At 70.2% G+C, this 24448-nt stretch carries 19 protein-coding genes and 1 tRNA gene; 9 read left to right on the top strand and 11 right to left on the bottom strand.

Going from position 1 to position 24448, the window contains the following annotated elements; all coding sequences use genetic code 11:
• Nucleotides 1–34: 34 nt before the first annotated feature.
• From ACT2CW_RS38380 to ACT2CW_RS38365, 4 genes are all read right to left on the bottom strand, one after another.
• Nucleotides 35–1426 (bottom strand): OFA family MFS transporter, encoded by a 1392-nt coding sequence (locus ACT2CW_RS38380; RefSeq protein ID WP_445519942.1) that lies wholly within the window; start codon nt 1424–1426, stop codon nt 35–37.
• A gap of 76 nt (nt 1427–1502) precedes the next feature.
• Nucleotides 1503–3638 (bottom strand): acetate--CoA ligase family protein, encoded by a 2136-nt coding sequence (locus ACT2CW_RS38375; protein WP_445519941.1) that lies wholly within the window; start codon nt 3636–3638, stop codon nt 1503–1505.
• A 2-nt stretch (nt 3639–3640) separates the two neighbouring features.
• Complete coding sequence (gene frc / locus ACT2CW_RS38370) at nt 3641–4888, bottom strand: formyl-CoA transferase (protein WP_138916798.1); 1248 nt, start codon at nt 4886–4888, stop codon at nt 3641–3643.
• A 12-nt stretch (nt 4889–4900) separates the two neighbouring features.
• The gene (locus tag ACT2CW_RS38365) at nt 4901–6616 is read right to left on the bottom strand and encodes a thiamine pyrophosphate-binding protein (RefSeq protein ID WP_445519940.1); all 1716 of its coding nucleotides are present in this window, start codon (nt 6614–6616) and stop codon (nt 4901–4903) included.
• A 214-nt stretch (nt 6617–6830) separates the two neighbouring features.
• On the opposite strand from ACT2CW_RS38365, the gene sucC reads away from it, so the two are divergent.
• From sucC to ACT2CW_RS38330, 7 genes are all read left to right on the top strand, one after another.
• Nucleotides 6831–7973, top strand: a complete 1143-nt coding sequence (gene sucC / locus ACT2CW_RS38360) for an ADP-forming succinate--CoA ligase subunit beta (RefSeq protein ID WP_445519939.1) — start codon at nt 6831–6833, stop codon at nt 7971–7973.
• 13 nt (nt 7974–7986) lie between these two features.
• Nucleotides 7987–8883: a succinate--CoA ligase subunit alpha gene (gene sucD / locus ACT2CW_RS38355; protein ID WP_445519938.1), complete on the top strand. Its 897-nt coding sequence runs from the start codon at nt 7987–7989 to the stop codon at nt 8881–8883.
• Nucleotides 8884–9059: 176 nt separating this feature from the next.
• Complete coding sequence (locus ACT2CW_RS38350) at nt 9060–10604, top strand: aldehyde dehydrogenase family protein (protein WP_445519937.1); 1545 nt, start codon at nt 9060–9062, stop codon at nt 10602–10604.
• Nucleotides 10605–10738: 134 nt separating this feature from the next.
• A tRNA-Leu gene (locus ACT2CW_RS38345) sits at nt 10739–10823 on the top strand.
• A gap of 249 nt (nt 10824–11072) precedes the next feature.
• Complete coding sequence (locus ACT2CW_RS38340; RefSeq protein ID WP_445519936.1) at nt 11073–11696, top strand: hypothetical protein; 624 nt, start codon at nt 11073–11075, stop codon at nt 11694–11696.
• Between the two features lie 1143 nt (nt 11697–12839).
• Complete coding sequence (locus tag ACT2CW_RS38335) at nt 12840–13217, top strand: DUF1330 domain-containing protein (protein WP_164432870.1); 378 nt, start codon at nt 12840–12842, stop codon at nt 13215–13217.
• Nucleotides 13217–13984 (top strand): alpha/beta fold hydrolase, encoded by a 768-nt coding sequence (locus tag ACT2CW_RS38330; RefSeq protein ID WP_414080916.1) that lies wholly within the window; start codon nt 13217–13219, stop codon nt 13982–13984. Before ACT2CW_RS38335 ends, ACT2CW_RS38330 begins: the two co-directional genes overlap by 1 nt.
• Nucleotides 13985–14015: 31 nt before the next feature.
• Here the strand turns inward: ACT2CW_RS38330 and ACT2CW_RS38325 are convergent, their stop codons facing one another.
• Nucleotides 14016–14741 (bottom strand): GAF and ANTAR domain-containing protein, encoded by a 726-nt coding sequence (locus ACT2CW_RS38325; RefSeq protein WP_164432866.1) that lies wholly within the window; start codon nt 14739–14741, stop codon nt 14016–14018.
• A 301-nt stretch (nt 14742–15042) separates the two neighbouring features.
• Between ACT2CW_RS38325 and ACT2CW_RS38320 the strand changes: the two genes are divergently transcribed.
• Complete coding sequence (locus ACT2CW_RS38320) at nt 15043–15732, top strand: M24 family metallopeptidase (RefSeq protein WP_445520045.1); 690 nt, start codon at nt 15043–15045, stop codon at nt 15730–15732.
• Between the two features lie 98 nt (nt 15733–15830).
• Here the strand turns inward: ACT2CW_RS38320 and ACT2CW_RS38315 are convergent, their stop codons facing one another.
• The 6 genes from ACT2CW_RS38315 to ACT2CW_RS38290 all read right to left on the bottom strand — a co-directional run bounded on the left by ACT2CW_RS38315 (nt 15831) and on the right by ACT2CW_RS38290 (nt 23785).
• Nucleotides 15831–18176 (bottom strand): glycoside hydrolase family 65 protein, encoded by a 2346-nt coding sequence (locus ACT2CW_RS38315; RefSeq protein WP_445519935.1) that lies wholly within the window; start codon nt 18174–18176, stop codon nt 15831–15833.
• Nucleotides 18177–18271: 95 nt separating this feature from the next.
• Nucleotides 18272–19249: a Ppx/GppA phosphatase family protein gene (locus tag ACT2CW_RS38310; protein ID WP_445519934.1), complete on the bottom strand. Its 978-nt coding sequence runs from the start codon at nt 19247–19249 to the stop codon at nt 18272–18274.
• A gap of 109 nt (nt 19250–19358) precedes the next feature.
• The gene (locus tag ACT2CW_RS38305) at nt 19359–19586 is read right to left on the bottom strand and encodes a CDGSH iron-sulfur domain-containing protein (protein WP_445519933.1); all 228 of its coding nucleotides are present in this window, start codon (nt 19584–19586) and stop codon (nt 19359–19361) included.
• Nucleotides 19567–20226 carry a HemK2/MTQ2 family protein methyltransferase gene (locus ACT2CW_RS38300; protein WP_164432859.1) on the bottom strand — a complete coding sequence of 220 codons (660 nt, stop codon included), beginning with the start codon at nt 20224–20226 and terminating at the stop codon, nt 19567–19569. The genes ACT2CW_RS38305 and ACT2CW_RS38300 overlap by 20 nt, the downstream gene beginning before the upstream one ends.
• Nucleotides 20227–20281: 55 nt before the next feature.
• The gene (locus ACT2CW_RS38295) at nt 20282–22321 is read right to left on the bottom strand and encodes a CocE/NonD family hydrolase (protein WP_445519932.1); all 2040 of its coding nucleotides are present in this window, start codon (nt 22319–22321) and stop codon (nt 20282–20284) included.
• 129 nt (nt 22322–22450) lie between these two features.
• A complete protein-coding gene (locus tag ACT2CW_RS38290) occupies nt 22451–23785 on the bottom strand; it encodes an ATP-grasp domain-containing protein (protein WP_445519931.1) in 1335 nt (444 codons plus the stop codon).
• 177 nt (nt 23786–23962) lie between these two features.
• Here ACT2CW_RS38290 and ACT2CW_RS38285 point away from each other — a divergent pair, with 177 nt between their 5' ends.
• Complete coding sequence (locus tag ACT2CW_RS38285; protein ID WP_445519930.1) at nt 23963–24328, top strand: general stress protein; 366 nt, start codon at nt 23963–23965, stop codon at nt 24326–24328.
• Nucleotides 24329–24448 lie beyond the last annotated feature (120 nt).

Here is a 24448-nt window from a genome sequence, read left to right as displayed (position 1 = left end):
GCCTTCGCGACCGGGCCGGACGGCCCCGCGTGCGTCAGACCGCCTCGCGGCTGATCGGCTGTGGGTTCGGGGCGATGCCCCGGACCCGCGGCCGGCCCGGCTGCCGCAGCAGCAGGGCCACCGCGGCCGCCAGCATGGAGATGCCTCCGGCGAGCGCGTACGCGCCGTCGTAGCCCCAGGAGTCGACCACCATCGAGCCCAGGCCGCCGCCGAACAGCCCGCTGACCAGCTTTCCGCTGTACACCAGGCCGTAGTTGGTGGCGTTGTAGTTCTCCCCGAAGTAGTCCGGGGTCAGCGCCGCGAACATCGGGTAGAAGGCGCCGCCGCCGAACCCGGAGAGGAAGGCGAAGAACAGGAACAGCACCTGGTTGTGGATGTTGCCGGCCCAGATCACGCCGAACTGGGCGAGGCCCAGCACCACGATGACGAAGACCAGCGTCGTCTTCCGCCCCCACAGGTCTGAGAGCCAGCCGACCACCCCGCGTCCGACCCCGTTGACGACGGACATGATGCCCATGGACGAGGCCGCCACCAGCGGGCCGAAGCCCACCTCCTTGGCGTAGTCGACCTGGAAGGAGATCCCGAAGATGGACACTCCCGCGGTGAGCACCAGGGACAGCCACATCAGCGGCAGCATGCCGGACTTGATGGCCTCCTTGGGCGTGTACTGCCGCACCGCCGGCGGGTTCTTCGCCAGGCTCGCCGCGCTCTTGGCGTTCCCGGCGTAGTTCAGCGGGTCGATGTCGGCGGGCCACCAGTTCTTCGGCGGGTCCTTGAAGAACCAGGCGCAGATCGCCACGACGATCAGTACATAGACCCCGATGAGGTCCAGGACCTCGTCGAAGTTCCCGGTGTCGAACCAGTAGTTGAAGATGAAGATGAACGGCAGCGCGCCGTAGGCGAACCCTCCATTGACGAACCCCGTCTTCGCCCCGCGCCGCTCCGGGAACCACTTGCCCACCATATTGATGCAGGTGGCGTAGACGAACCCGGAGCCGAGCCCGCCGATGACACCGAAGCCGACGATCGCCGCGAAGACGTTGTCGAGGTGGGAGAGGGCCAGGAAGCCGATCAGACACAGCCCCGCACCCAGGAACATCGCCCTGCGGGCGGTCAGGATCCCCTTCTCCCGCAGCCATCCGGCCGGGAAGGCGATGCCCGCCTGGAAGAACACCCAGACGCTCAGGATCCAGAAGGTGTTGCTCTGGGTCCAGCCGTGCGCCTCCGAGAGCGTGTCCTCCGCCGAGCCGTACGCGTACTCGGACACGCTGATGGCCATCATCGCGATCCACGGCAGATAGACCATCAGCTTCCGGCTGTGGCCCAGGATGTCGCGGTCGGTCTCGCCGATGCGATACGTACGTCCCTTGCTGTCCCGCACTTCACGGAAGGGGAGGACCCCTTCCGGCTGTTCTGCTGCGCTCATGTCGTCCCCTTGGCTTCGAAGGAACCCGGCCAGCGCCCCCTGTCCAAACTCTTCGTGCTCCGGGAAACGTGGGTGGCTACCTGAGCAACCCCGCCGAACGGGCCCACCGGTACTTGGCGCCCAGGACGGCCACCGGCTTCTCGGTGGTGTACGGATAAGCCACGACCCCGCGCTCGAAGAGGTACGCGCACGCCTCCTCGACCTCGGTGTCGCCCGCGAGCGAGGCCACCACCGGTTTGGCGATGCCCCGCGCGCGGAACTCCTCGACGACCCGCGCGGTCAGCTCGGCGAACACCATCGGCGGGGTGACGATGGTGTGCCAGTAGCCCAGGACCAGCGCGTGGATCCGCGGATCCTCCAGACCCAGCCGGATGGTCGCCTCGTAGGTGGACGGCGGTTCGCCGCCGGTGATGTCCACCGGGTTCCCGGCCGCGCCGAACGGCGGGATGAAGCGGCGGAAGGCGGCGTCCAGGTCGTCGGGGATCTCCATCAGCGACAGTCCGTTGTCGACGATCGCGTCCGACAGCAGCACCCCGGAGCCCCCGGCGCCGGTGATGATGACGACGTTGTCACCCTGGGGTGCGGGCAGCACGGGCAGCGCCCGCGCGTACTCCAGCATCTCGTTGAGGCCGGGCGCCCGGATCACCCCGGCCTGCCGCAGGATGTCGTCGTAGACCGCGTCGTCCCCGGCCAGCGCGCCGGTGTGGGACCCGGCCGCCCTGGCGCCCGCCGCCGTACGGCCCGCCTTGAGGACCACCACCGGCTTCCGGGGCACCGTGGCCCGTGCCGCCTCCACGAAGGCCCGGCCGTCCTTGAGGTCCTCCAGGTGCATCGCGATGCACTGGGTGCGGTCGTCCTCGCCGAACCAGGTGAGCAGGTCGTCCTCGTCCAGGTCCGACTTGTTGCCGAGGCCGACGATCGCCGAGACACCTGTCCTGGTCGTCCGGGCGAAGCCGAGGATGGCCATCCCGATGCCACCGGACTGCGAGGTGAGCGCCACCGGCCCCTTGACGTCGTACGGGGTGCAGAAGGTGGCGCACAGGTCCTGCCAGGTGGAGTAGTAGCCGTAGATGTTGGGCCCCAGCAGCCGCACCCCGTGCTCCTCGGCGATGGCCACGATCCGGTCCTGGAGCTCGTGTTCACCGGTCTCGGCGAAGCCGGACGGGATCAGCACCGCGTTCGGGATGCCCTTGCGGCCGACCTCCTCCAGCGCGGCGGGCACGAACTTCGCGGGGATCGCGAAGACCGCCACGTCCACCTCGCCGGGGACGTCCGTGACGGTCTTGTACGCCTTGCGGCCCAGGATGTCGTCGGCCTTGGGGTTCACCGGGTGGATCTCCCCGGGGAAGCCGCCGTCGATGAGGTTGCGCATCACCGAATTGCCGATCTTCCCCGGCTCGTTGGAGGCGCCGACCACCGCCACCGAGCGCGGCTGCATCAGCCGGCGCATCGAGGCCAGGATCTCCTCGCGCGAGTAGCGGCGGCGCGTCCGCGGGGCCGGGTCCCCGATCAGCAGCCGCACATCGGCGGCGAGCACCCCGCTCGCGGTGGCGAACACCGGGTTGAGATCGACCTCCGTGATCTCGGGGAAGTCCGCCACCAGCCGGGAGACCCGCACGATCAGATCGGCGAGCGCCGCGCGGTCCACCGCCTCGCCGCCGCGCACCCCGCGCAGCACCTCGGCGGCGCGGATCCCGTCCAGCATCGACAGCGCCTCGTCCCTCGTGGCCGGGGCCAGCCGGAAGGTGATGTCCTTCAGCACCTCCACCAGCACCCCGCCGAGCCCGAACGCCACGACCTTGCCGAAGGTGGGGTCGGTGACCGCGCCGACGATGACCTCCTGGCCGCCGTCCGGGATCATCTGCTGCACCTGGACGCCCAGGATCCGGGCCTTCGCGTCGTAGCCACGGGCGTTGTCGACGATCGTGGTGAACGCGCTCCGCACCTCGGCGCAGGAGGTCAGCCCCACCCGGACCCCGCCCGCGTCGGTCTTGTGCAGGATGTCCGGGGACACGATCTTGAGGACGACGGGGAAGCCGATCCGGTCGGCGAGCGCCACCGCCTCGTCGGCGGACTCCGCCAGTCCCTCGGCCGGGGTGGGGATACCGTACGCGTCGGTGATCCGTTTCCCCTCGGGGGCGGTCAGCGCCGTGCGCCCCTCGGCGCGGGCGGCGTCCAGCACCGCGCGCACGGCATCGTTGTCATACGTCACCGTCAGATCACTCCGTTCGTCTTGAGCAGCCGCACTTCCTCGTCGCCGAGGCCCAGCTCCCCGACGTACACCTCTTCGTTGTGCTCACCCAGCAGCGGGGAGCGCTCGACCCGGACCGGGGAGTCGGAGAGCTTCAGCGGGGAGCCGACCGTGGTGAAGGAGCCGCGCTCGGGGTGGTCGACCTCGACGATCATCTCGTTGGCCGCGAGCGACGCGTCCTCGACGATCTCCTTGGTGGACAGGATCGGACCGCACGGGATGTTGTGCGCCGTGAGCTGCTCCAGCACCTCCCACTTCGGCAGCGTGCTGGACCACTCCTCGATCAGCTGGAACATCTTGGCCAGCTTCGGCAGCCGCGCCTCGGGCGAGGCCCACTCCGGGTCGTCGGCCAGCTCGGGGCGGCCGATCAGCCGGGTGATCGGCTCCCAGCCGACCGGCTGCACGATGACGTAGACGTAGTCGTTGGGACCGCCGGGCGCGCACTTGACCGCCCAGCCGGGCTGGCCGCCGCCGCTGGCGTTGCCACTGCGCGGCACCTCGTCGCCGAAGTCCTCGTTCGGGTATTCGGCGAGCGGCCCATGGGCCAGCCGCTGCTGGTCGCGCAGTTTCACCCGGCACAGATTGAGCACCGCGTGCTGCATCGCCACATTGACCCGCTGACCGCGTCCGGTGTGGGTGCGCTGGTAGAGCGCGGCGAGGATGCCCGCCACACAGTGCACCCCGGTGCCGGAGTCGCCGATCTGGGCGCCGGTGGCCAGCGGCGGGCCGTCCTCGAAGCCGGTCGTGGACATCGAGCCGCCCATGGCCTGCGCGACCACCTCGTATGCCTTGAACTTGGTGTACGGGCCGTCGCCGAACCCCTTGATCGAGGCGTAGACCAGCCGGGGGTTGATCTCCTGGATGCGCTCCCAGGAGAACCCCATGCGGTCCACCGCGCCCGGACCGAAGTTCTCCACCAGGACGTCGCTGCGGCGGATCAGCTCGGTCAGGAGCTCCTTGCCGCGCTCGCTCTTGGTGTTCAGGGTGATGCTCCGCTTGTTGCAGTTGAGCATCGTGAAGTAGAGCGAGTCCACATCCGGGAGGTCGCGCAGCTGCTTGCGGGTGATGTCGCCGGTGACGTTCTCCAGCTTGATCACATCCGCGCCGAGCCAGGCGAGCAGCTGGGTGGCGGAGGGACCGGACTGCACATGCGTCATGTCGAGGACGCGGATGCCCGACAGGGCCTGATGGGCCTCGAGAGCCTGGGACATGGTGGCGCCTCCCTACTTGTACATGGTCTGGTTCATGGTTCCGGGGGCGTACGCGTCCGGGTCCACCCAGACGTTGATCAGCGACGGCTTGCCGGACTCCCGGGCGCGGCGCAGCGCCGGGCCGATGTCCGCCGGGTCGCGGACCTCCTCGCCGTGGCCGCCGAGCATCCGCGCGAACTGGTCGTAGGGCACATCGCCGAGGGTGTTGCCAACCCGCTCGCGCTCCTCGCCGTACTTGGCCTTCTGGCCGTAACGGATCTGGTTCATCGAGGAGTTGTTGCCGACGATGCCGACGAACGGCAGGTCGAAGCGGACCAGCGTCTCGAAGTCCCAGCCGGTCAGGGAGAACGCGCCGTCGCCGAAGAGCGCCACCACCTCCTTGTCCGGGCGGGCCTGCTTGGCGGCCATCACGAACGGCACCCCGACGCCGAGCGTCCCCAGCGGGCCCGGGTCCATCCAGTGGCCGGGCGACTTGGGCTGGACCACCTGACCGGAGAAGGTGACGATGTCGCCGCCGTCGCCGATGTAGATCGAGTCCTCGGTGAGGAAGTCGTTGATCTCGCTGACCAGGCGGTAGGGGTGGATGGGGGAGGCGTCGGAGCGGAGGCTGGGCAGCCGCTTCTCGATCGCCGCCTGCTCGGCGGCGCGCAGCTCGTCCAGCCACTCCTTGCGCTTGCTCGCCCCGCCGTTACTGTGCCTTATGGGGGGTACCCCCCCAAACCCCCCTAGCCCGGAGGCGGCCTGGGTGACGGCGGAGAGGATCAGCCCCGCGTCGCCCACGATGCCGAGGTCGATGTCCCGGTTCTTGCCGACCGTGCGGTAGTCGAGGTCGATCTGGACCACGGTGGCGTCGGGGGAGAGCCGCTTGCCGTAGCCCATCCGGAAGTCGAAGGGCGTGCCGACGATGACGATGAGGTCGGCATTGGAGAAGGCGTAGCGGCGGGAGAGCTGGAAGTGGTGCGGATCGCCGGGTGGCAGGGTGCCGCGCCCCGCGCCGTTCATGTACGCGGGCACGTTGAGGGTGCGCACCAGCTCGGTGGCCGCGCCGGTGGCGCGGGTGGTCCACACCTGACTGCCCAGCAGGATCGCCGGCTTCTCGGCCTGGACCAGCAGATCGGCCAGCTTCTGGACGGACTCGGGGTCGCCGGCGCCGCGGGTGGAGGCGCGGTAGTGCCCGGCCTGCGGGACGCGGGCCTTGTCCACCGGCACCTTGGCGTCCAGCACATCGCGCGGGATCTCCAGGAAGGAGGGGCCGGGGGCGCCGTGGAAGCACTCGCGGAAGGCCATCGAGACCATGTCGGCGGCGCGGGCGGTGTCCGGGACGGTGGCGGCGAACTTGGTGATCGGCGCCATCATGTCCACGTGCGGAAGGTCCTGGAGGGAGCCCATCTTGTGCTGGTTGTGGGCGCCCTGGCCGCCGATGAGCAGCATGGGTGACTCGGCGCGGAAGGCGTTGGCGACACCGGTGACCGCGTCGGTGGTCCCGGGGCCGGCGGTGACGACGGCGCAGCCGGGTTTGCCGGTGATCCTGGCGTAGCCGTCGGCGGCGTGGGCGGCGACCTGTTCGTGGCGCACATCGATGACATCGATGCCCTCGTCGACGCAGCCGTCGTAGATGTCGATGATGTGGCCGCCGCAGAGGGTGTAGATGACCTCGACGCCTTCTGCCTTGAGTGCTTTGGCGACCAAGTGCCCGCCGGAGATGAGGTCCTGGCTGTCGTCGGGCATGGCGAATCGCGTCCCTTCGTAGGGGTCGGTGCGTGCCTCGCGGATGGATCGTGGGATTGCATATCGCTGGATTGCATACAGTCGACGTTATCCTGTATGAACTTTGTTATCCCACCATCGGCCGAGCGATGTCCAGGGGGCGTGCGCCACTCGTTCCATCCAGCGCTGGATCAAGCATTGTTGACGGGCCATCAGGGAGCACAGGGAGCTGGCAATGGACCTGTACGAACATCAGGCACGGGAACTCCTCCACGACAACGGTGTCCTGGTGCCGAGGGCGGAGGTCGTGGACACGGCCGAGGCCGCCCGCGCGGCCGCCGAACGGCTCGGCGGACGCGTCGTCATCAAGGCCCAGGTGAAGACCGGCGGCCGGGGCAAGGCGGGCGGGGTGAGGCTCGCCGACGACCCGGCGGCGGCCGAGCTGACCGCACGCCGGATCCTCGGCATGGACATCAAGGGCCACACCGTCCACCGGGTGATGGTCGCCGAACCCGTCGAGGTGGCACGGGAGATGTACCTCGGCTTCACCCTGGACCGGGCCGCGGGCCGCTTCCTGGCCATCGCCTCCGCCGAGGGCGGTATGGAGATCGAGGAGGTCGCGGCGTGCCGCCCCGAGGCGGTGGCCCGGATCGCCATCGACCCGGCCGAAGGGGTGACCGAGGCGAAGGCCGCCGAGATCGCTGTCGCCGGGGGACTGCCGCCCGAGACGACCGGGACCATCCGCCGGCTGTGGACCGTCCTGACCACGCACGACGCCCTCCTGGTCGAGGTCAACCCGCTGGTGGTGACCCGCGACGGCGCGATCGTGGCCCTGGACGGAAAGGTCACCCTGGACGACAACGCCCGCTTCCGGCAGCCGTCATGGGACGCCGCCGACGACCGCGCTCGGGACCCGCTGGAGGCCCGGGCCGCGGCCGCCGGGCTCGGCTACGTCAAGCTGGACGGCCGGGTGGGCGTCATCGGCAACGGCGCTGGCCTGGTGATGTCCACCCTGGACGTCGTCGCGGGCTGTGGCGCCCGCCCCGCCGACTTCCTCGACATCGGCGGCGGCGCCTCCGCCCAGGTGATGGCCGACGGTCTCTCCCTCGTCCTCGACGACCCGGATGTGCGCTCCGTCCTGGTCAATGTCTTCGGCGGCATCACCGCATGTGACACGGTGGCCGACGGCATCGTGCGCGCCCTGGACACCGTGCCCCTCACCAAACCGCTGGTGGTCCGGCTCGACGGCAACAACGCCGCACGTGGCCGGGCGATCATTGGCCAATTGGCTCATCCACTCGTCCACCAGGCCGCCACCATGGACGGCGCCGCAGCGCGCGCCGCCGAACTCGCGGCGTCCGCCGCGTCCGCCGCATAAGGGGGCTCCTCGCATGGCCATCTTCCTCACCAAGGACAGCAAGGTCATCGTCCAGGGCATGACCGGCGCGGAAGGCATGAAGCACACCCGGCGGATGCTCGCCGCGGGCACCGATGTCGTCGGCGGTGTCAATCCGCGCAAGGCCGGGACCCGGGTCGACATCGACGGCCGTACGGTGCCCGTCTTCGGCTCCGTACGCGAGGCCATGGACACCACCGGCGCCGATGTGAGCGTCCTCTTCGTCCCGCCGCCGCACGCCAAGGCCGCCGTCACCGAGGCCGCCGACGCCCGGATCCCGCCAGCCGTCGTCATCACCGAGGGCATCCCGGTCCATGACGCGGTCGCCTTCCAGGCGTACGCCCGGGCCCGCGCCACCCGGGTCATCGGCCCGAACTGCCCCGGGCTGATCTCCCCGGGCCAGTCCAATGCCGGGATCATCCCCGCCGACATCACCAAACCGGGCCGGATCGGGCTGGTGTCCAAGTCCGGCACCCTCACCTACCAACTGATGTACGAGCTGCGCGACATCGGCTTCTCCACCTGCGTGGGCATCGGCGGCGACCCGGTCATCGGCACCACCCACATCGACGCGCTCGCCGCCTTCGAGGCCGACCCCGAAACCGACCTCATCGTGATGATCGGCGAGATCGGCGGCGACGCGGAGGAGCGGGCCGCGCGGTACATCGCCGACCACGTCACCAAGCCGGTCGTCGGCTACATCGCGGGCTTCACCGCCCCCGAGGGCAGGACCATGGGCCACGCGGGCGCCATCGTCTCCGGCTCCTCGGGCACCGCGGCGGCCAAGAAGGCGGCGCTGGAGGCGGCGGGCGTGAGCGTCGGAGCGACCCCCACCGAGACCGCCGGGCTGGTATTGGCCCTTCTGGCCGAAACACCCGGCAACCTCGCGTGATGTGAGCCATACCCGGTCCGAGACCGGGTCATGGTCACGCTCCGTGCCACTACCTTGCTCCCCGTACGCACACCCATGCTGTACGGGCGTCGTACGCACATCCATGCCGTACGCCGCCGCCGCCGTACGGCCCGCCACATCCCGCCCCGCCTGTGCAACGAGAGCGGAGATCACCGATGGCACCCACCCTCACCCTCAAGCCCGGAACCGCCTGGGGCGACGCCTGGCAGCGCTGCCTGGCCGTCGCCCCCGAGGCGTTCCAGGACGACCGAGTCCTCAACCTCTGGGACGGCACCTGGCACCGCGACGGCCGGGCCCTCCCCGCCACCACCCCCGTGGACGGCACCCCCATCGCGGGCCCGCCACGGCTCGACGCCACCACCGCCCACCAGGCCGTACGCGCCTCCCTCGACCAGCACCGCGGCTGGCGCCACATCGCACTCGCGGAGCGCCGGGCGCGGGTGTCCGCCACCCTCGACGCGCTCTGCGAGCACCGCGAGCTGCTCGCCCTGCTCCTGGTCTGGGAGATCGGCAAGCCCTGGCGGCTGGCCCAGGCCGATGTGGACCGGGCCATCGACGGCGTCCGCTGGTACGTCGACGAGATCGACCGCATGGCCGAGGGCCGCACCCCGCTGCCCGGCCCGGTCTCCAACATCGCCAGCTGGAACTACCCGATGAGCGTCCTCGCCCACGCCATGCTCGTCCAGGCGCTGGCCGGCAACGCCGTCATCGCCAAGACGCCCACCGACGGCGGGCTGGCCTGCCTCACCCTCGCCTGCGCGCTCGCCACCCGCGAGGGCATCCCGGTCACCCTCCTCAGCGGCAGCGGCGGTGAGCTCTCCGAGGCCCTGGTCCGCTCGCCCGAGATCGGCTGCGTCTCCTTCGTCGGCGGCCGCGACACCGGCGCCCGGGTCGCCACCGCCGTCGCCGACCTCGGCAAGCGCCACATCCTCGAGCAGGAGGGGCTCAACGCCTGGGGCATCTGGAACTTCACCGACTGGGACGCCCTCGCCCCGCTGATCCGCAAGACCTTCGACTACGGCAAGCAGCGCTGCACCGCCTATCCGCGCTTCGTCGTCCAGCGCTCGTCCTTCGACGCCTTCCTCTCCGTCTACCTCCCGGCGGTACGCTCCATCCGCGTGGGCCACCCCCTGGCGGTGGAGAACCCCTCCGACCACCTCCCCGACCTGGACTTCGGCCCCCTGATCAACGCGGCCAAGGCCAAGGAACTCGCCGACCAGGTGTCCGAGGCCATCGACCGCGGCGCCGTCCCCCTCCACCGCGGCGACCTCGCCGACGGCCACTTCCTCCCCGGCCAGGACCTCTCCGCCTACATGGCCCCCGTCACCCTCCTCAACCCGCCCTCGACCTCCCCGCTCCACCACGCCGAGCCCTTCGGCCCGGTCGACACCCTCGTCCTGGTCGACACCGAGGCCGAACTGCTCGCCGCCATGAACGCCAGCAACGGCGCCCTCGTCGCCACCCTCTCCTGCGACGACCCCGCCACCTACGACCGCCTGGCCCCCCAGATCCGCGCCTTCAAGACCGGCCACGGCAAGCCCCGCTCCCGCGGCGACCGCGACGAGCTCTTCGGCGGCTTCGGCGCCTCCTGGCGCGGCGCTTTCGTCGGCGGCGACCTCCTGGTCCGCGCCGTCACCGAGGGCCCGGCCCCCGAGCGCCTCCCCGGCAACTTCCCCGACTACCACCTGATGCCCGACTGACCACCCTCCGTGCCCACCCCCGCGTCCCCCCAGGTCGGCGCGGGGGCGGGCGCCCGGCATACGCAGGTGAAACGCACTCCGAAACCTTGGTATCGTGGTCCATGTCGCCGCGGCCGAGCCGCGGAGCACACCTGGTCCGGGTGGCGGAATGGCAGACGCGCTAGCTTGAGGTGCTAGTGCCCTTTATCGGGCGTGGGGGTTCAAGTCCCCCCTCGGACACGGACCATATCCCCAACTTGTGCGGGTCGAGCGTTGCCTCGGCCCGCACGAGCTGTTTTGCGGCGCGGTGAGCCTGGACCTCGGCGGTCCACTCGGCGACGAGAGTCGAGCCGGGCCGCTCGGGTCCAGCCGTCCACGCACCACACGAGTAGATTCCGTTCACCGGCCGCCCTCGCGCACCTGCCAACCGCCTTCTCGGGAAGGAACTTGGCCCAGGGTCGGCTGTGTCCACCGGCTAACCTCCTTGGCATGCGGAAAGCGGTAGTCGATTGGCTGGCCCTCTTGGGCGTTTGGATCATGGTGCTGGCCGTACCAGTGGTCGTGCTCGGTGGTTTGGGGGTGCTGGTGTGGTCGGTCCTCGATGATGACGAGGGGCTGCAAGAGCTGTCGGATTTACATCGCCTTTGCGGTAAGAATCATGAGGGATTTGGCGAAGCGGCACCCTATGGTGGGGGCGGACCACATCCACTGGTCCTCTTTGCCGGGGGCACGGACCTTCCCGCTCACGCCACTGACGGCCAGAACGGGGAACCGACCCCGAAGGACGTGCAGTTGGTCGCGTGTGCCTCGCGTCCCGCCCGCGCGTCGGACAGAGTGAGCGAGTCCTGTACATACGTCGGCGGCGAAACCGACTCTTCCGGCTTTGGCGGGAGCGTCACCATCGATCAATACCCGGGCAAGGTGGACGTTACCGTGTACGAGGCGAGAACCGGTCGCCCGGTCGACGAATTCCGGCTTTCCGGCCCGGACAAGTTGAAGTGCGAAAGTACGGTCTTGGAGGGAACGAAGAGTCACGATGTCATCACCGTGCCTTCGACATCGGACTACGTACCAAGGCTGGAAGAGTACGTCACGGAAAACGCCAAACCCTGAATGCCAGGGTCGACGAGGACCCGCTGCGTGATGACCGCCATTGGTCGAACTCGAAGTCCGCACCTCCGTCGACCGCGGCCCCGGGCCCCGGCCGCGCGTGGGGCTGGTGGGACCCCTGAGCCACGTGCGCGCTGAACGCCCTATCCCAGCTTCGGGAGGGGTCCCGATCCCCGCCACTACTATCCGCCCATGCGATGGTTCCGCGGGAGAGGCAAGAAATTGAACCGCATACGAGATGTGTGAGTTGCCGACGATACATCGATCCTGAGGACTTGCGTCCCGACCCGATGGGGGAGCGGGGCTTGTGCGACATCGCCGCGAACCTCGGTCTGAGCCGGGAGGATCTGGCTGGGCCGATAGCCGATGTCAGCGCCCAGCCCTATGCGCGGCGGTGTGATCGCTGCAATTCCTGGATATCCACAAGTACTCCGCCTCCTGGCGTCTGAGCTGGTCAGCCCCTCAAAACGAGAGGTGACAGAGAAGGGACTGAGCCATGGCAGGGGATACCGTCGCCTGGATCGTATTGGGCGTCATTTTCGGGGTGCTGCTGATATGGGAATTTTGGGCATGGGTATGTCGCCTGCGTGACCCGGATGAGTCCACGGCGAGACCTCGAAGGAAAACCGTGCCGACACCGCATCCGGCATATACGCTCTCCTGCGCCTACTGCGGCTATGAGTGGCCATCTCCGGATCCTGCATCCGAAACACTGAAATGCCCTAACCCTGCGTGCGGTCGAACGCATCAGGGAATCCGGTACCCCGATCCTTGGGGCCGACCGTACCGGTAGGGCAGGGCTGATTCAACGTCAGATTGATCAGGTCGCGTTGCAGATCAGGGCGGTCCGAAGCGAACGTCGTGTCTCTCACGTGGTGCACCGCGCACGCCGAGCGGTCCGCGGGCGTGGAACCCCGGGCGAGCGAGGGCGTCCTGGGGTGCATGGCGGGCCCACTGCCCGATGGCCGGATAGGAGCGAGCACCGGCCAGGACCGCGCAGGCGGCGGGCAGTAGATCCGAGGTGAGGGTGTGACCCGTCCGCGCGGGTCGGGGGCGGGGGCGGAGGTGGTGGGTGGCTCCGGGCTAACTAACTTGCGTGTTGGCTAACAAGTTTATACGCTGCTCCTCATCCAGAAGGAGGCTTTGATGATCGATATGGATGAGCGCGCCCTCGACACCCTGCTGGCCGAGGACCCCGGCGGCCCCGTGGTGATGCTGAACCTGCTGCGGTTCCGCCCGGACGGTGGACGCGAGAGCTACCAGCGCTACACGGAGGCGCTGGGGCGGGAGATCCACGCGCGGTACGGACTGCGGGTGGAGTACCTGGGGGACGGCGGTCGTGCCCTGGTCGCCGAGGACGGGCAGGCGTGGGACACGGTGCTCCTGGTGCGCTACCCCAGCCGCCAGGCGTTCGTCGACATGGTCCGAGACCCCGACTATCGGGCGGTGGCCCATCTCCGCGCCGAGGCGCTGGTGGAATCGGTCCTGCAACCCACCGTGCCGCTCCAGGGCGGTGTGGCCTGATGCCCGCGGTCTTCGTGCACGGCAATCCCGAGACGGCGGCCGTCTGGGATCTGCTGGTGGCCGAACTGGAGGCCGCCGGTGCGGCCCCGGCCGACCTGATCCGGCTGTCCCCGCCCGGGTTCGGCGCTCCGCTGCCGGACGGATTCGGGGCGACCGTCCACGAGTATCGCGACTGGCTGATCGGGGAGCTGACACGTTTCGCCGAGCCCGTCGACCTGGTGGGCCACGACTGGGGCGGCGGACACGTCCTCAACGCGGTGATGAGCCGCCCGGACCTCGTACGCAGTTGGGCCAGCGACACGATCGGGGTCTACGATCCCGACTACGTCTGGCATGAGCTCGCCCAGCGGTGGCAGACACCAGGAGTCGGCGAGGCCGATGTGGCCGAACGCTTCGGGGCGCCCCTCGAGCGGCGGATCGCGACGCTCGTCGAGCGGGGGATGGGCGAGGCGGTGGCCGAGCGGGTCGCCGAGGGCCAGAACGAGGCGATGGGCCGGGCCGTGATCGCGCTCTACACCTCCGCCACGCGGCCGGTGATGACCGAACTCGGCCGGGATCTGGAGAACGCGGCCCAGCGGCCGGGGCTCGTGGTGCTCGCCACCGAGGACCACGTGGTGGGGACCGTCGAGCAGCGACGCCGCGGCGCGCGCCGGGCCGGTGCCCGGGTGGAGGTCCTCGACGGGCTGGGCCACTGGTGGATGACGCATGACCCGCGCCGTGGTGCCGAGGTTCTCACCCGCTTCTGGGCGTCACTGGACCGCGGGTAGCCGCACAGCCGGGGCTGCCACGCCCGCCGGCTCAGGGGCGTCGGCGCAGCTCGGGTGCGGTGGGGGGCCGGCCGGTGAGGTTGGTGATCAGCTCGGTGCACAGCTCGCGGAGCTTGATGTTGCGGTGCTGGGAGGCGGAGCGCAGGATGCCGAACGCCTCCTGCGCGGTGCACCGGCGCTGGCCCATGATGACGCCGAGGGCCTGGTCGATGACGCTGCGGTGGGCCATGGCGTCTTGCAGCTGACCGGCGAATTCCTGTGTGTCGGCGATGCGCTGGGCCAGAGCGATGGCGCCGGTCGCCTGAGCGGCGAGTGAGCGCAGGGAGGTGAGATCGGCCTGTGCGTACGCCTCCGGCGGGGCGGCGTACAGGTTGAGGGCCCCGGTGGTGTGGGTGCGCGGGGCTATCGGCAGGGAGAGGGACGAACGCATTCCGCAGGCGACGGCGTAGGCGGGGTAGTCGCCCCACCTGGTCTCCGCGAGCATGTCGTCGATGAGGAGTTCCTCTCCGGTGCGCAGGGCTTGCAGACAGGGGCCGTCGTCCTGGCCGTACTGCTTCTCGTCCAGCTCCGGTGCCGCGGTACCAGAGCTGACCACGGTCAGGGGCCGGCCATCCCGTTGCAGGGTGAGGCCGGCGCCCTGGGCGCGGGACAGCGCCAGGGCCCCGTCGGCCAGTGTCTGGAGGAAGTCTTCGAGTGAGTCGGTTTCCAGCAGCCACTGCGTGATGTCGCTGCCGTCGTACGCGTCGTCGACGCTCATGGGGATCCCTTCACAAGGCCCGCAGCCTTTCAGTCGGCATCGTGACGTGCCACCGGGGCAACGGAATCCAAGTCCGAGGGGCCACCTCCGGGGCGACCACCGCCTGACGCCGGTGTCGGACGACGCGGCATGGCCACTTACGACCGTGCGAGTACCACTTTGTGTTCCGTGGAACCCGTGTGAGCGAGCACATTGCACCCGTGAGCGAGCACATTCGCACAGCGGCGGCTGGTGAGCACGCATCGCGTTGAGGGAAGTGATCCAGATGACTACGTACGGCCCCATGGCGGAAACGGCGGATATGGCGGACGACGAACGCACCCGCGCGGCACGGTTGGTGGATGCCCAGGCGAAGGCCGCGCGGCTCTTCGCGGAGATCGAGGAGCGCGGGCTGGTGGCGCCAGGGGAGGGGGAGCGGGCGGTCAGTGACCGGATCCGGGACCTGGCGAACGAGATGTTCGGTACGACCCGGCACTGGCACAAACGGATCGTGCGCTCGGGGCCGAACACCCTCCTGCCGTACCGGGAGAATCCGCCGGACCGGGTGATCGGTACGGACGACATCGCGTTCGCCGACTTCGGACCGATCTTCGAAGAGTACGAGGCCGACTTCGGCAGGACGTTCGTCCTCGGCGACGATCCGGTCAAGCGCCGGCTGCGGGACGATCTGCCCAGGGTGTTCGCCGCCGGGAAGGCCTTCTTCGAGGGCGACCCTGAGATCACCGGCGAGCGGTTGCACGCCGAGGTCGGCCGGCTGGCCGCCGAGGCCGGCTGGGGGCTGGGCGGCTGGCACGCGGGGCACCTGGTCGGGGAGTTCCCGCACGAGACGATCGACGGCGCGGACGTGGAGTCGTACATCACGCCCGCCAACGGCACACCGCTGCGGCGCACCGACAAGACCGGGCGCCGCTGCCACTGGATCCTGGAGATCCACCTCATCGACCGGGAGCGGGGGTTCGGCGGGTTCCACGAGGAACTGCTCACCCTGTGATCGGTCCCCGGCGCATTCGAGGCGGTGCGGACGCGGCGTTGTCGGGTGCGGTCCGGGCGTCAGCGGCGTGGCCGGGCGTCAGCGGCGTGGTTCGGGTGTCAGCGGCGTGGCCCGGGCCGCCGGCCCGGCGGTTGGGCGGGTTCGGGGAGGGCGGTGGGCGGGGCGAGCGGCCGGGTCTGCGGGGCGTCCTCGGAGAGGGTGATGACCTCGCCGCCGTGGCTGATCCGGACGGGGTCGCCCTGCCACAGCGCATAGGTGACCCGCGAGCCCGTGATGTCGACGCGCAGACAGCTCTGCCGGACCCGCAGCGAGAAGGCCAGCCGGTGGAGACTCTCGGGAAGCCGGGGCGCGAAGTACAGGACGTCCCCGTGGTCGCGCAGGCCGCCGAAACCGGCGACCAGCCCGATCCAGGTGCCCGCGAGGGAGGCGATGTGCAGACCGTCGCGGGTGTTCTTCTCCAGGTCCGCCAGGTCCATCAGCGCGGCCTCGCCCAAGTAGTCGTAGGCCAGGCGCAGATGGCCCACTTCGGCGGCCATCACACACTGCACACAGGCCGACAGCGAGGAGTCCCGGACGGTCAGCGGCTCGTAGTAGGCGAAGTTCCGCGCCTTCTGGTCGCGTTCGAAGGCATCGCCGCACAGGAACATCGCCAGCACCAGGTCCGCCTGCTTGACCACCTGCTTGCGGTACAGATCGAAGTACGGGAAGTGCAGCATCAGCGGATAGCGCTCGGGGGGTGTGCCCTTGAAGTCCCATACGTCGAGCCCGGTGTAGCCCGCCGACTGCTCATGGATGCCCAGCGCGTCGACGTACGGCACGGACATCGCCCTGGCGGCATCGCGCCACGCGGCGGTCTCCGCCTCGTCGACGCCGAGCGCCGCGGCCTCCGCCGGGTGGCGCTCGGCCACGTCGGCGGCGGCCCGCAGATTCGCCCGGGCCATGAGGTTGGTGTACGCGTTGTCGTTCGCGAGCGCGCTGTACTCGTCGGGGCCGGTGACGCCGTCGATGTGGAAGCGGCCCCCGGAGTCGTGATGGCCGAGGGAATGCCACAGCCGGGCCGTCTCCACCAGCAGTTCCACCCCGGTCCGCCGCTCGAAGTCGGTGTCGCCCGAGGCCCGGACGTAGCGCACGGTGGCCGCGGCGATGTCCGCGTTGATGTGGAAGGCCGCGGTTCCGGCCGGCCAGTACCCGGAGCACTCCGCGCCGTCGATCGTGCGCCACGGGAAGGCCGCGCCCCGCAGTCCGAGCTGCCGGGCCCGCTCCCGCGCCGCGGGCAGGGTGTTCTGCCGCCAGTGCAGGGCCTCGGCGACGCAGTTCGGCGAGGCGTAGGTGAGCAGGGGCAGCACGAACGCCTCGGTGTCCCAGAAGGCGTGTCCGTCGTAGCCGGAGCCGGTCAGGCCCTTGGCCGGGATCGCCCGCTGTTCGGCCCGGGTGCCCGCCTGGAGCACGTGGAAGAGGGCGAAGCGCACGGCCTGCTGGATCTCCGCGTCGCCGTCGACCTCGATGTCGGAGTGGTGCCAGAAGCCGTCGAGGAACTCCCGCTGCTGATCGACCAGGCCCTGCCAGCCGGTGTTGCGCGCACCGCTGAGCGCGGCCTCGACCTGGTCGCGTACGGCCGGCAGCGAACGGAATCCGGACCAGCCGTACGCCACGAACTTCTCGACGCGCAGCCGCTCACCGGGGTCGAGTACGGCGGTGACGGTGACACGGCCCACGTCGTCCGTGCTCTCGCCCGCGGTGCGGGTGGATCCGGGGCCCCGCACCACATGGTCGGCGGCTGCCGCGACCCGCTGCCCGCTCGCCGCCGTACGGTGCACAAGGCGCAGCCGCAGGTCGAGCGCGAAATTCTCCTCGGGCAGCAGACAGGACTCCAGCGCGGCGCCCACCCGGGGATCGCCGCCGAGCGTGGGCAGTTGCTCATTGGCGACGAGCTCCGACTGCACGACCACGTTCGTCCGGTCGTCCAGCGGCTCCACTTCGTAGGCCACCGCGGCGATGGCGCGCTGGCTGAAGGAGATCATCCTGGTGGAGCGCACCCGGACCGTCTTGCCCACCGGCGAGGTCCACTCGCAGACGCGGTGGAGCAGCCCGGTGCGCAGATCGAGCACCCGCTCATGGGAGCGCAACCGCCCGTAGCGCAGGTCGAACGGTTCGTCGTCGACCAGCAGCCGGATGAGCTTGCCGTTGGTCACGTTGATGACCGTCTGGCCGGACTCGGGGAAGCCGTAACCGCCCTCCGCGTACGGCAGCGGATGCTGCTCGTGCACACCGTTGAGATAGCTGCCGGGCAGGGCGTGCGGCTCGCCCTCGTCGAGGTTGCCGCGCCAGCCGACATGCCCGTTGGACACCGAGAAGACGGATTCGCTCTGGGCCAGAACGTCCAGGTTGAGCTCGGTCTCGCGCAGACACCACGGCTCGACGGCATAGGCATGGTGGCTGATCACTTGCGACCCTCCAACAGCTCGTAGAGGTCCGATGCCACACCGCGTACTGTGTCCGGAATGCCCACCTTCGCCGTATGGAAATTCTACCGGCGATATCAGCAGCGCGCCGTGGCGCGCGGCGTGGTCATGAACTCCGAATGGTCGCCATCGAGGCGGGAGAGATGGTCGAGCAGCACGCCCTCGCGCAGGGCCCATGGGCAGGTGGTGAGCCGTTTCACCGCCATGACGTCCATGGCGGCCTCCGCGACGACGGCACCGGCCAGGCATTGATGCGCCCTGGAGGCGGAGATGCCACGCAGCTTCGCTCGCTGCCCGTCGGTTCTGACCGCCAGCCGTGACACCCAGGGCACCAGCTCCTTACGGCTGAGACTGTGGACCGCGGGCGGACCGTCGCCGGGGCGCGGGGTTCCGGCGAGGCGGGCCAGCTGGGCGAACGTCCTGGACGTGGCGACGCAGGAGAGGGGCGCGGGCTGTGCGCGCAGTTCGGCGGTGGCCTGTCCGAGGGCGGCGCGTACGTGTCGGCGCAACGCCTTCACGTCCCGCTTCCGCACCGGTGTGGCATCGGGCAGATGGTGGCGGGTGAGCCGGTCGGCTCCCAGCGGCAGGGAGATGGCGAGGGCGGGGTACGTGCCGTTTCCGCAGGCGATCTCCAGGGAGCCACCGCCGATGTCGAGGAGCAGTATCCGCCCCGCCGACCAGCCGAGCCAGCCGCGCACCGCCCGGAACGTCAGCCGTGCCTCCTCCACGCCGCTCATGAAACCCACGCGGATACCGGTGGCGGCCTCGATCTCGTCGAGCACCGCGTCCCGGTTGGTCGCGTCCCGCACCGCCGAGGTGGCGAAGGGGATCAGGCGGTCGACGTGGTGGGCGGACGCGGCCGCGACACTCGCGGTGACGGCGCCGACCAGGGACCGGATCGCCTCGCGGGCGATCACCCCCTGGCGATCGGTCGCGTCGGCCAGCCGGACCGGCTGTTTCCACGAGGTCACCGGCTCCGGGGGGCTGCCCGGGAACAGGTCGGCGATCTTGAGGTGGACGGTACGGGATCCGATGTCGAGCACTCCACAGCGCATCCGTGATGAGTGCCCCTGCCTGACATGTTCCAGACGTCGGATGATCGCGTACTGTCCGGAGAACCGGCTGTGTTCCGCGCCTTCGGGCCGCGCCGGGCCCGCCCCGCGGTTACTCCGGGCCCGCCCCGCGCCGTGACCTCGGCGGCCTGCGGCGGTGGCTGGTGTCGCACCACGGGTAGCGCGCGCTGCGGCCGCACAGGCACACGGCCGCCATGAAGCGGTCCGAGCGCACCACGCTGCCATCGGGCAGGGTGATCTCGACCGGTCCCTCGATCAGCATCGGGCCGTCGGTCCCCAGCCGCACGCTCACCGCGTGGTCACATGTGTCGTTCGGCACGGATCACCACCAGCTCTTCCTTCGTCTCGCCCGGGGCGATCAGCCCATGGGCCTCCAGCCAGGGGGCCTGCTCGCGCAGCACCGGCCCGAAGGGGATCGTGCGGCGGTCGGCCACGGCCGCCCGCAGCCCCGCCCCCGCCGACTCCAACTGCTCCACCGTACGATCCGGGCCGCACAGCCCCGAGTGCACCAGGAGCAGCACCCCGCCGGGGCGCAGCAGCGGTGGCGCGTCGCGGCAGATCCGGTCGACCACCGCCCGCCCGTCGGCCCCGGCCCGCCAGGCCACGCCACGGCCCCGGCGGATCCGCCGCCCCGCCACCGGCACATACGGCGGATTGGCCACGATGAGATCGAACCCGCGGTCGGCGACCGGTGTCAGCAGATCGCCCTGGAGGACACGCACCGGCAGCCCTTTGAGGCGGGCGCGCAGCCAGGTGGCGCCCACGGCGAGCGGTGAGACATCGACCGCGGTCACCTGGGCCGCGCCACGCCCGGCCGCGGCGAGGGCCAGGGCCCCGCTGCCGGTCCCCACGTCCAGTACCGCCGTGTCGGCCGTGATGTCCTCGCGCAGCAGGGCCTCGGACAACAGCCATGTGTCGTCCTGCGGGGCGTACACACCTGGAGGCGTCTTGAACACCATCAGCGGCGAGTACCCCCGGCGGAGCGTGATGTGCGCGTGCGATGTCCGGGAAGGGTCACAGGCAGTCCCGGGGCAGCGTCTCGTTCCAGGTGCGGGAGAAGACCCGCCGGTCGCCCTCGTAGCCGTCCAGCGTGGCGTCCACGAAGAACTCCGTTTCGCTCGAGCGCAGCACCGTGCTCGTCACCACCCGCACATCCCAGTCGTCGCGGTGGAAGCGCATGGTCCAGGTCGACTCGCCACCGACCGAGGTGAAGTCGTCCGCGACCGCCGTATAGCGCTCGTACGCCCGGCGGCCGACGTCGAGACCGATGTCGTCGAAGCGCAGGGTGCCCGCGTCCTTGACGATCTCCAGCTCGGACCCGTAGCCCACCAGGTCGCGCTTGACGTCCCAGCGCTCCTCGTGAGGCGTGATCCGGGTGGTGGCGGCGGGCGGCGTGCCCTCCGGCTCCCCGAACGGGCACGGGGGCCGGTCCTCGTCCGCGGACTCCCGGCGCAACGGCAGGGTGAGGGCGCTGTCGGACTCGTACACGGTCAGCAGCGCCGGCCGGGGCGGGGGCCAGGCGAGCGGCCAGTACGACGTGGACAGCGACAGCCGGATGCGGTGGCCGGGCGGAAACGCCTGGGCCACCCCGTTGAGCCGCACCCGGGCGCGGTAGCGGCGGCCGGGCTCCAGCGGTTCGGGATCGCCGATGGTCTCGCGGTGGGCGATGTTGAGCAGACCGTAGGTGATCCGGGTGGCGCTGCCGTCCGGAGCCACGTCGGAGAGCCGGGCGGCGACCATGGCGATCGGTTCACTGACCGACAGCTCCAGTTCGACGGAGGGCGAGCCGAGGATCTCCACCCGCTCGGTGAGCGGATCGGTCTGGAACACCAGCGAACCGCCGTCCTCCTCCCGCTGGTCGTACGGCAGGTCCGGAGGCGCGTTGTACGAGGCCCACTTGCCCGCGAACTGGCCCACGGACAGCGGTGACTGGACGGTCGGCGGCTCGCCCGGCGCATCCTTCCCGGGAGGTGTGTCACCGGGGTCGGCGATGCGGTGGCCGGTGAGCGGGTGCACCACCGGCTCGACGTTGGGGGAGGGCCACCGGGGCTCGGCGGTCCAGCGGCCGGGCCGCTCCTCGTAGGCGGTGGACGGTGGCACGCTGTCCTGCATCCACGTCCACAGCATGGGCCCGTCCATGACGCCGTTGTCCACGCCCTTCAGCCAGTGGTCCCACCACCGGACCACCTCCTGGAGGTAGCCGATGGCCGGGCCCGGCTCGCCCAGATGCGGGTACTTGTGCGACCACGGCCCGATCAGGCCCTTGCGCGGTACGTCCAGATTGCCCAGCAGCCGGGTCACGGCGTTGGAGTAGCCGTCCGCCCAGCCGCTGGAGGCCAGCACGGGGCACCGCACGGCCTGGTAGTTCTCGCACACCGAGGCATGCCGCCAGTAGTCGTCGCGGCGCTGGTGGCGCAGCCACTCGACCACCCAGGGGCGGGCGTTCTCCAGCCGCTCGTGCCACATCCCGCGCCAGCGCTCGCCGACCACCGCCGGGTCCGGCGGGCAGGTGGCGTAGGCGAACATCGTGCCCGCCTCGGCGAGGTTGTCGGACAGCAGCGCACCGCCCATGTAGTGCATGTCATCGGCGTACCGGTCGTCGGTGAAGGACGCGATGACGATGGCGCGCAGGCTCGGTGGCCGCCGGGCGGCCACCTGGAGGGCGGCGAACGCGCCCCAGGAGATGCCCATCATGCCGGTGGCGCCGTCACACCAGGGCCGCTCGGCCAGCCACGCCAGGATCTCCTCGGCGTCCGCCTGCTCCTGCCCCAGGTATTCGTCCGTCAGCACCCCCTCCGACTCCCCGGTGCCCCGCAGATCGACGCGGACGCACGCGTAGCCGTGACCGGCGATATAGGGGTGGTGAATGGAGTCGCGCACGGAGGTCAGATCCCGTTTGCGGTAGGGGATGTACTCCAGCACCGCGGGCACCGGCTCCTCGTCCGAGGACGTGGGACGCCAGATACGCGCCGACAGGCGAACGCCGTCGGACATCGGGATCGTGATGTGTTCCTCTTCCTTCGTGGCGCACGGCAGATTGCTCACGAGGCGCATAGGCCGACTTGCTCCTTCCCTGGCGGTGGCCTTGGTGGTGGCCGTGGTGGCGGCCCTGGTGACAGGGGCGCACGGGTTCCCACGGACGCGACCGGCACACCGGCACACCGGCACACCGGCGGCCGGGGCTCAGCCGTGCGGCTCCCGCGTCTTACGCTCCGGCCGCCGCTCCCGCCGGGCGCCCGGGGCGCCGGCGTCGAAGAGGAGGTTCAGGGCGGCGACACAGCGGTCGTACTTCTCGCGCAGGTCGTCCTCGCTGTCCCCGCCGGTGAAGATGTGGGCGAGTTCGAAGCTGTAGCTGTCCTGCTGCTCCAGCTGCGACAGCCGCTGTCCCTCCTCGGGCACCACATCGATCCGTACGCCCGGGATCTCCCGCTCGATGCGCTCGATCTCCTCGTCGACGGGGGCGTCATGGACCACACCGTCGGCGAACCACCGGTAGTACCACTTGGCGGCCATCGCGTAGGGGCCCTCCCGGTACGGCAGGACGGGGTCCTCGCCGAGGGCGAGGCTGACCATGCAGTGGTGGTTGGGCACCCCGTCGACATAGGCGAAGAGTTCGGCGTGCGACTGGGAGTGCCGGGGGTTGATCTCCAGGAGATTGATCTCGTCCTTGGCGGCGTCGTAGAAGTACTCGATGCTGAACGTGGCCCCGTCCATGCCGATCTGCCGCATCACCCGCCGCGAGACGTCATGCAGCCGCCGGATCACGGGCTCGGGCAGCGCGGAGGGGTACTGGTGGCGCAGAAAGGACGAGCTGTCGGGGTAGTCGATGGAGTCCAGCACGCCGTAGACGGTGACCTCGCCCCGGTGGACGTACCCCTCCACGGCGACCTGCACCCCGCTCAGCGCCTCCTCCGCGAGGCACACCTGGCCGCCCACACCCGCCATCTCCGGCGGGAGCTCCAGCCGTTCGAGTACGGCGTCGAAGGGCTTGCCCACGCGGCCGATACCCTCACGGATCCGGCTCACCGCCGCGCCGAACTCCTCCTCGTCCTTGACGGAGAAGGCCAGCTCGGACGAGTACGCGAGGGCGGGCTTGAGCCACATCGGGAAGCGGACGCCCTCCGGCGGCCGCGGGTCCCGCGCCTCCAGATCCACCCGGCCGAACCGCGGATGCTCCTCGATCACCTTCCGCTGCTCCAGCCGGCTCCAGTACTTGTGCTCGCACTTGACCACCGACTCCAGGCTGGTGCTGCGCGTGCCGTAGCGCTCGCTGAGGATCGGCACGAGTGTGCTCACCGGGAAGTCCCAGTAGCCGACGATCGCGTCGATATCGCCCTCGAAGGCGTCCAGAACACCTTCCGCCTTCGCGATGAGGTCCGCCACGGACACCTCGCCGCTCTGGAGATCCTCGACCGTGAGCAGGCGGTGGAACCGGTACCGGCCGGCACCGGGCCCACTTTCCAGGATGGGCACATTGGCCTCGTCCAGGCCGATCACAAAGATGTTCTTCTCGTCCACGGGCGTGTTCCCTCCTGCGCCGACGTTTTCCGGCGTCCTGAGTACCCGCCTGCGGGCCGCCAATCCTGACGGGACATCCGGTGCGATTCGATGCGAGAACACCCTGTTTAGCGTCCGCATCTCGGGTACCCGCCGCCCCAGAACGATGGAATCTCCGCGAATAAGGAGGAACCAGTCATGGCTGACAACCCCGGTAACTTCGCCAACGACCCGAAGCGGGCTTCGGAGGCCGGTCAGCGGGGCGGTCACGAGAGTGGCGGCAACTTCGCCAATGACCCGCGGCGTGCGGCGGAAGCCGGTCAGAAGGGCGGCCACCAGAGTGGTGGCAACTTCGCCAACGACCGGGAGCGCGCGTCGGACGCGGGTCAGCGCGGTGGCCACGAGAGCGGCGGCAACTTCGCGAACGATCGGCAGCGCGCCTCCGAGGCCGGCCAGAAGGGCGGCCACGAGAGCGGCGGCAACTTCGCGAATGACCCGCAACGTGCCGCGGAGGCCGGTCAGAAGGGCGGCCACCAGAGCGGTGGCGGCCAGACTGGCGGCTGAACCCGCGGTGACGTGAGGCGGGCGGGAGCCACCGCCCTGCCCGCCCCGCGAGACCGGTGGGCCCGACGCCACAGCGAACGGCCCACCGGTCTTCGTGTGTTCGCAAGGGGGGAGCTGTTA

The sequence above is a fragment of the Streptomyces sp. NEAU-174 genome (assembly GCF_052665095.1).
This window is presented reverse-complemented; position numbering and strand designations above follow the sequence as displayed.

Coding starts and splice junctions, on each gene's coding strand:
- ACT2CW_RS38330 (WP_414080916.1), top strand. CDS start 13,217: ATGCCCGCGGTCTTCGTGCACGGCAATCCCGAGACGGCGGCCGTCTGG.
- ACT2CW_RS38300 (WP_164432859.1), bottom strand. CDS start 20,226: ATGGTGTTCAAGACGCCTCCAGGTGTGTACGCCCCGCAGGACGACACA.
- sucC (WP_445519939.1), top strand. CDS start 6,831: ATGGACCTGTACGAACATCAGGCACGGGAACTCCTCCACGACAACGGT.
- ACT2CW_RS38380 (WP_445519942.1), bottom strand. CDS start 1,426: ATGAGCGCAGCAGAACAGCCGGAAGGGGTCCTCCCCTTCCGTGAAGTG.
- frc (WP_138916798.1), bottom strand. CDS start 4,888: ATGTCCCAGGCTCTCGAGGCCCATCAGGCCCTGTCGGGCATCCGCGTC.
- ACT2CW_RS38320 (WP_445520045.1), top strand. CDS start 15,043: ATGGCGGACGACGAACGCACCCGCGCGGCACGGTTGGTGGATGCCCAG.
- ACT2CW_RS38365 (WP_445519940.1), bottom strand. CDS start 6,616: ATGCCCGACGACAGCCAGGACCTCATCTCCGGCGGGCACTTGGTCGCC.
- ACT2CW_RS38350 (WP_445519937.1), top strand. CDS start 9,060: ATGGCACCCACCCTCACCCTCAAGCCCGGAACCGCCTGGGGCGACGCC.
- ACT2CW_RS38310 (WP_445519934.1), bottom strand. CDS start 19,249: ATGCGCTGTGGAGTGCTCGACATCGGATCCCGTACCGTCCACCTCAAG.
- ACT2CW_RS38335 (WP_164432870.1), top strand. CDS start 12,840: ATGATCGATATGGATGAGCGCGCCCTCGACACCCTGCTGGCCGAGGAC.
- ACT2CW_RS38325 (WP_164432866.1), bottom strand. CDS start 14,741: ATGAGCGTCGACGACGCGTACGACGGCAGCGACATCACGCAGTGGCTG.
- ACT2CW_RS38340 (WP_445519936.1), top strand. CDS start 11,073: ATGCGGAAAGCGGTAGTCGATTGGCTGGCCCTCTTGGGCGTTTGGATC.
- ACT2CW_RS38295 (WP_445519932.1), bottom strand. CDS start 22,321: ATGCGCCTCGTGAGCAATCTGCCGTGCGCCACGAAGGAAGAGGAACAC.
- ACT2CW_RS38285 (WP_445519930.1), top strand. CDS start 23,963: ATGGCTGACAACCCCGGTAACTTCGCCAACGACCCGAAGCGGGCTTCG.
- sucD (WP_445519938.1), top strand. CDS start 7,987: ATGGCCATCTTCCTCACCAAGGACAGCAAGGTCATCGTCCAGGGCATG.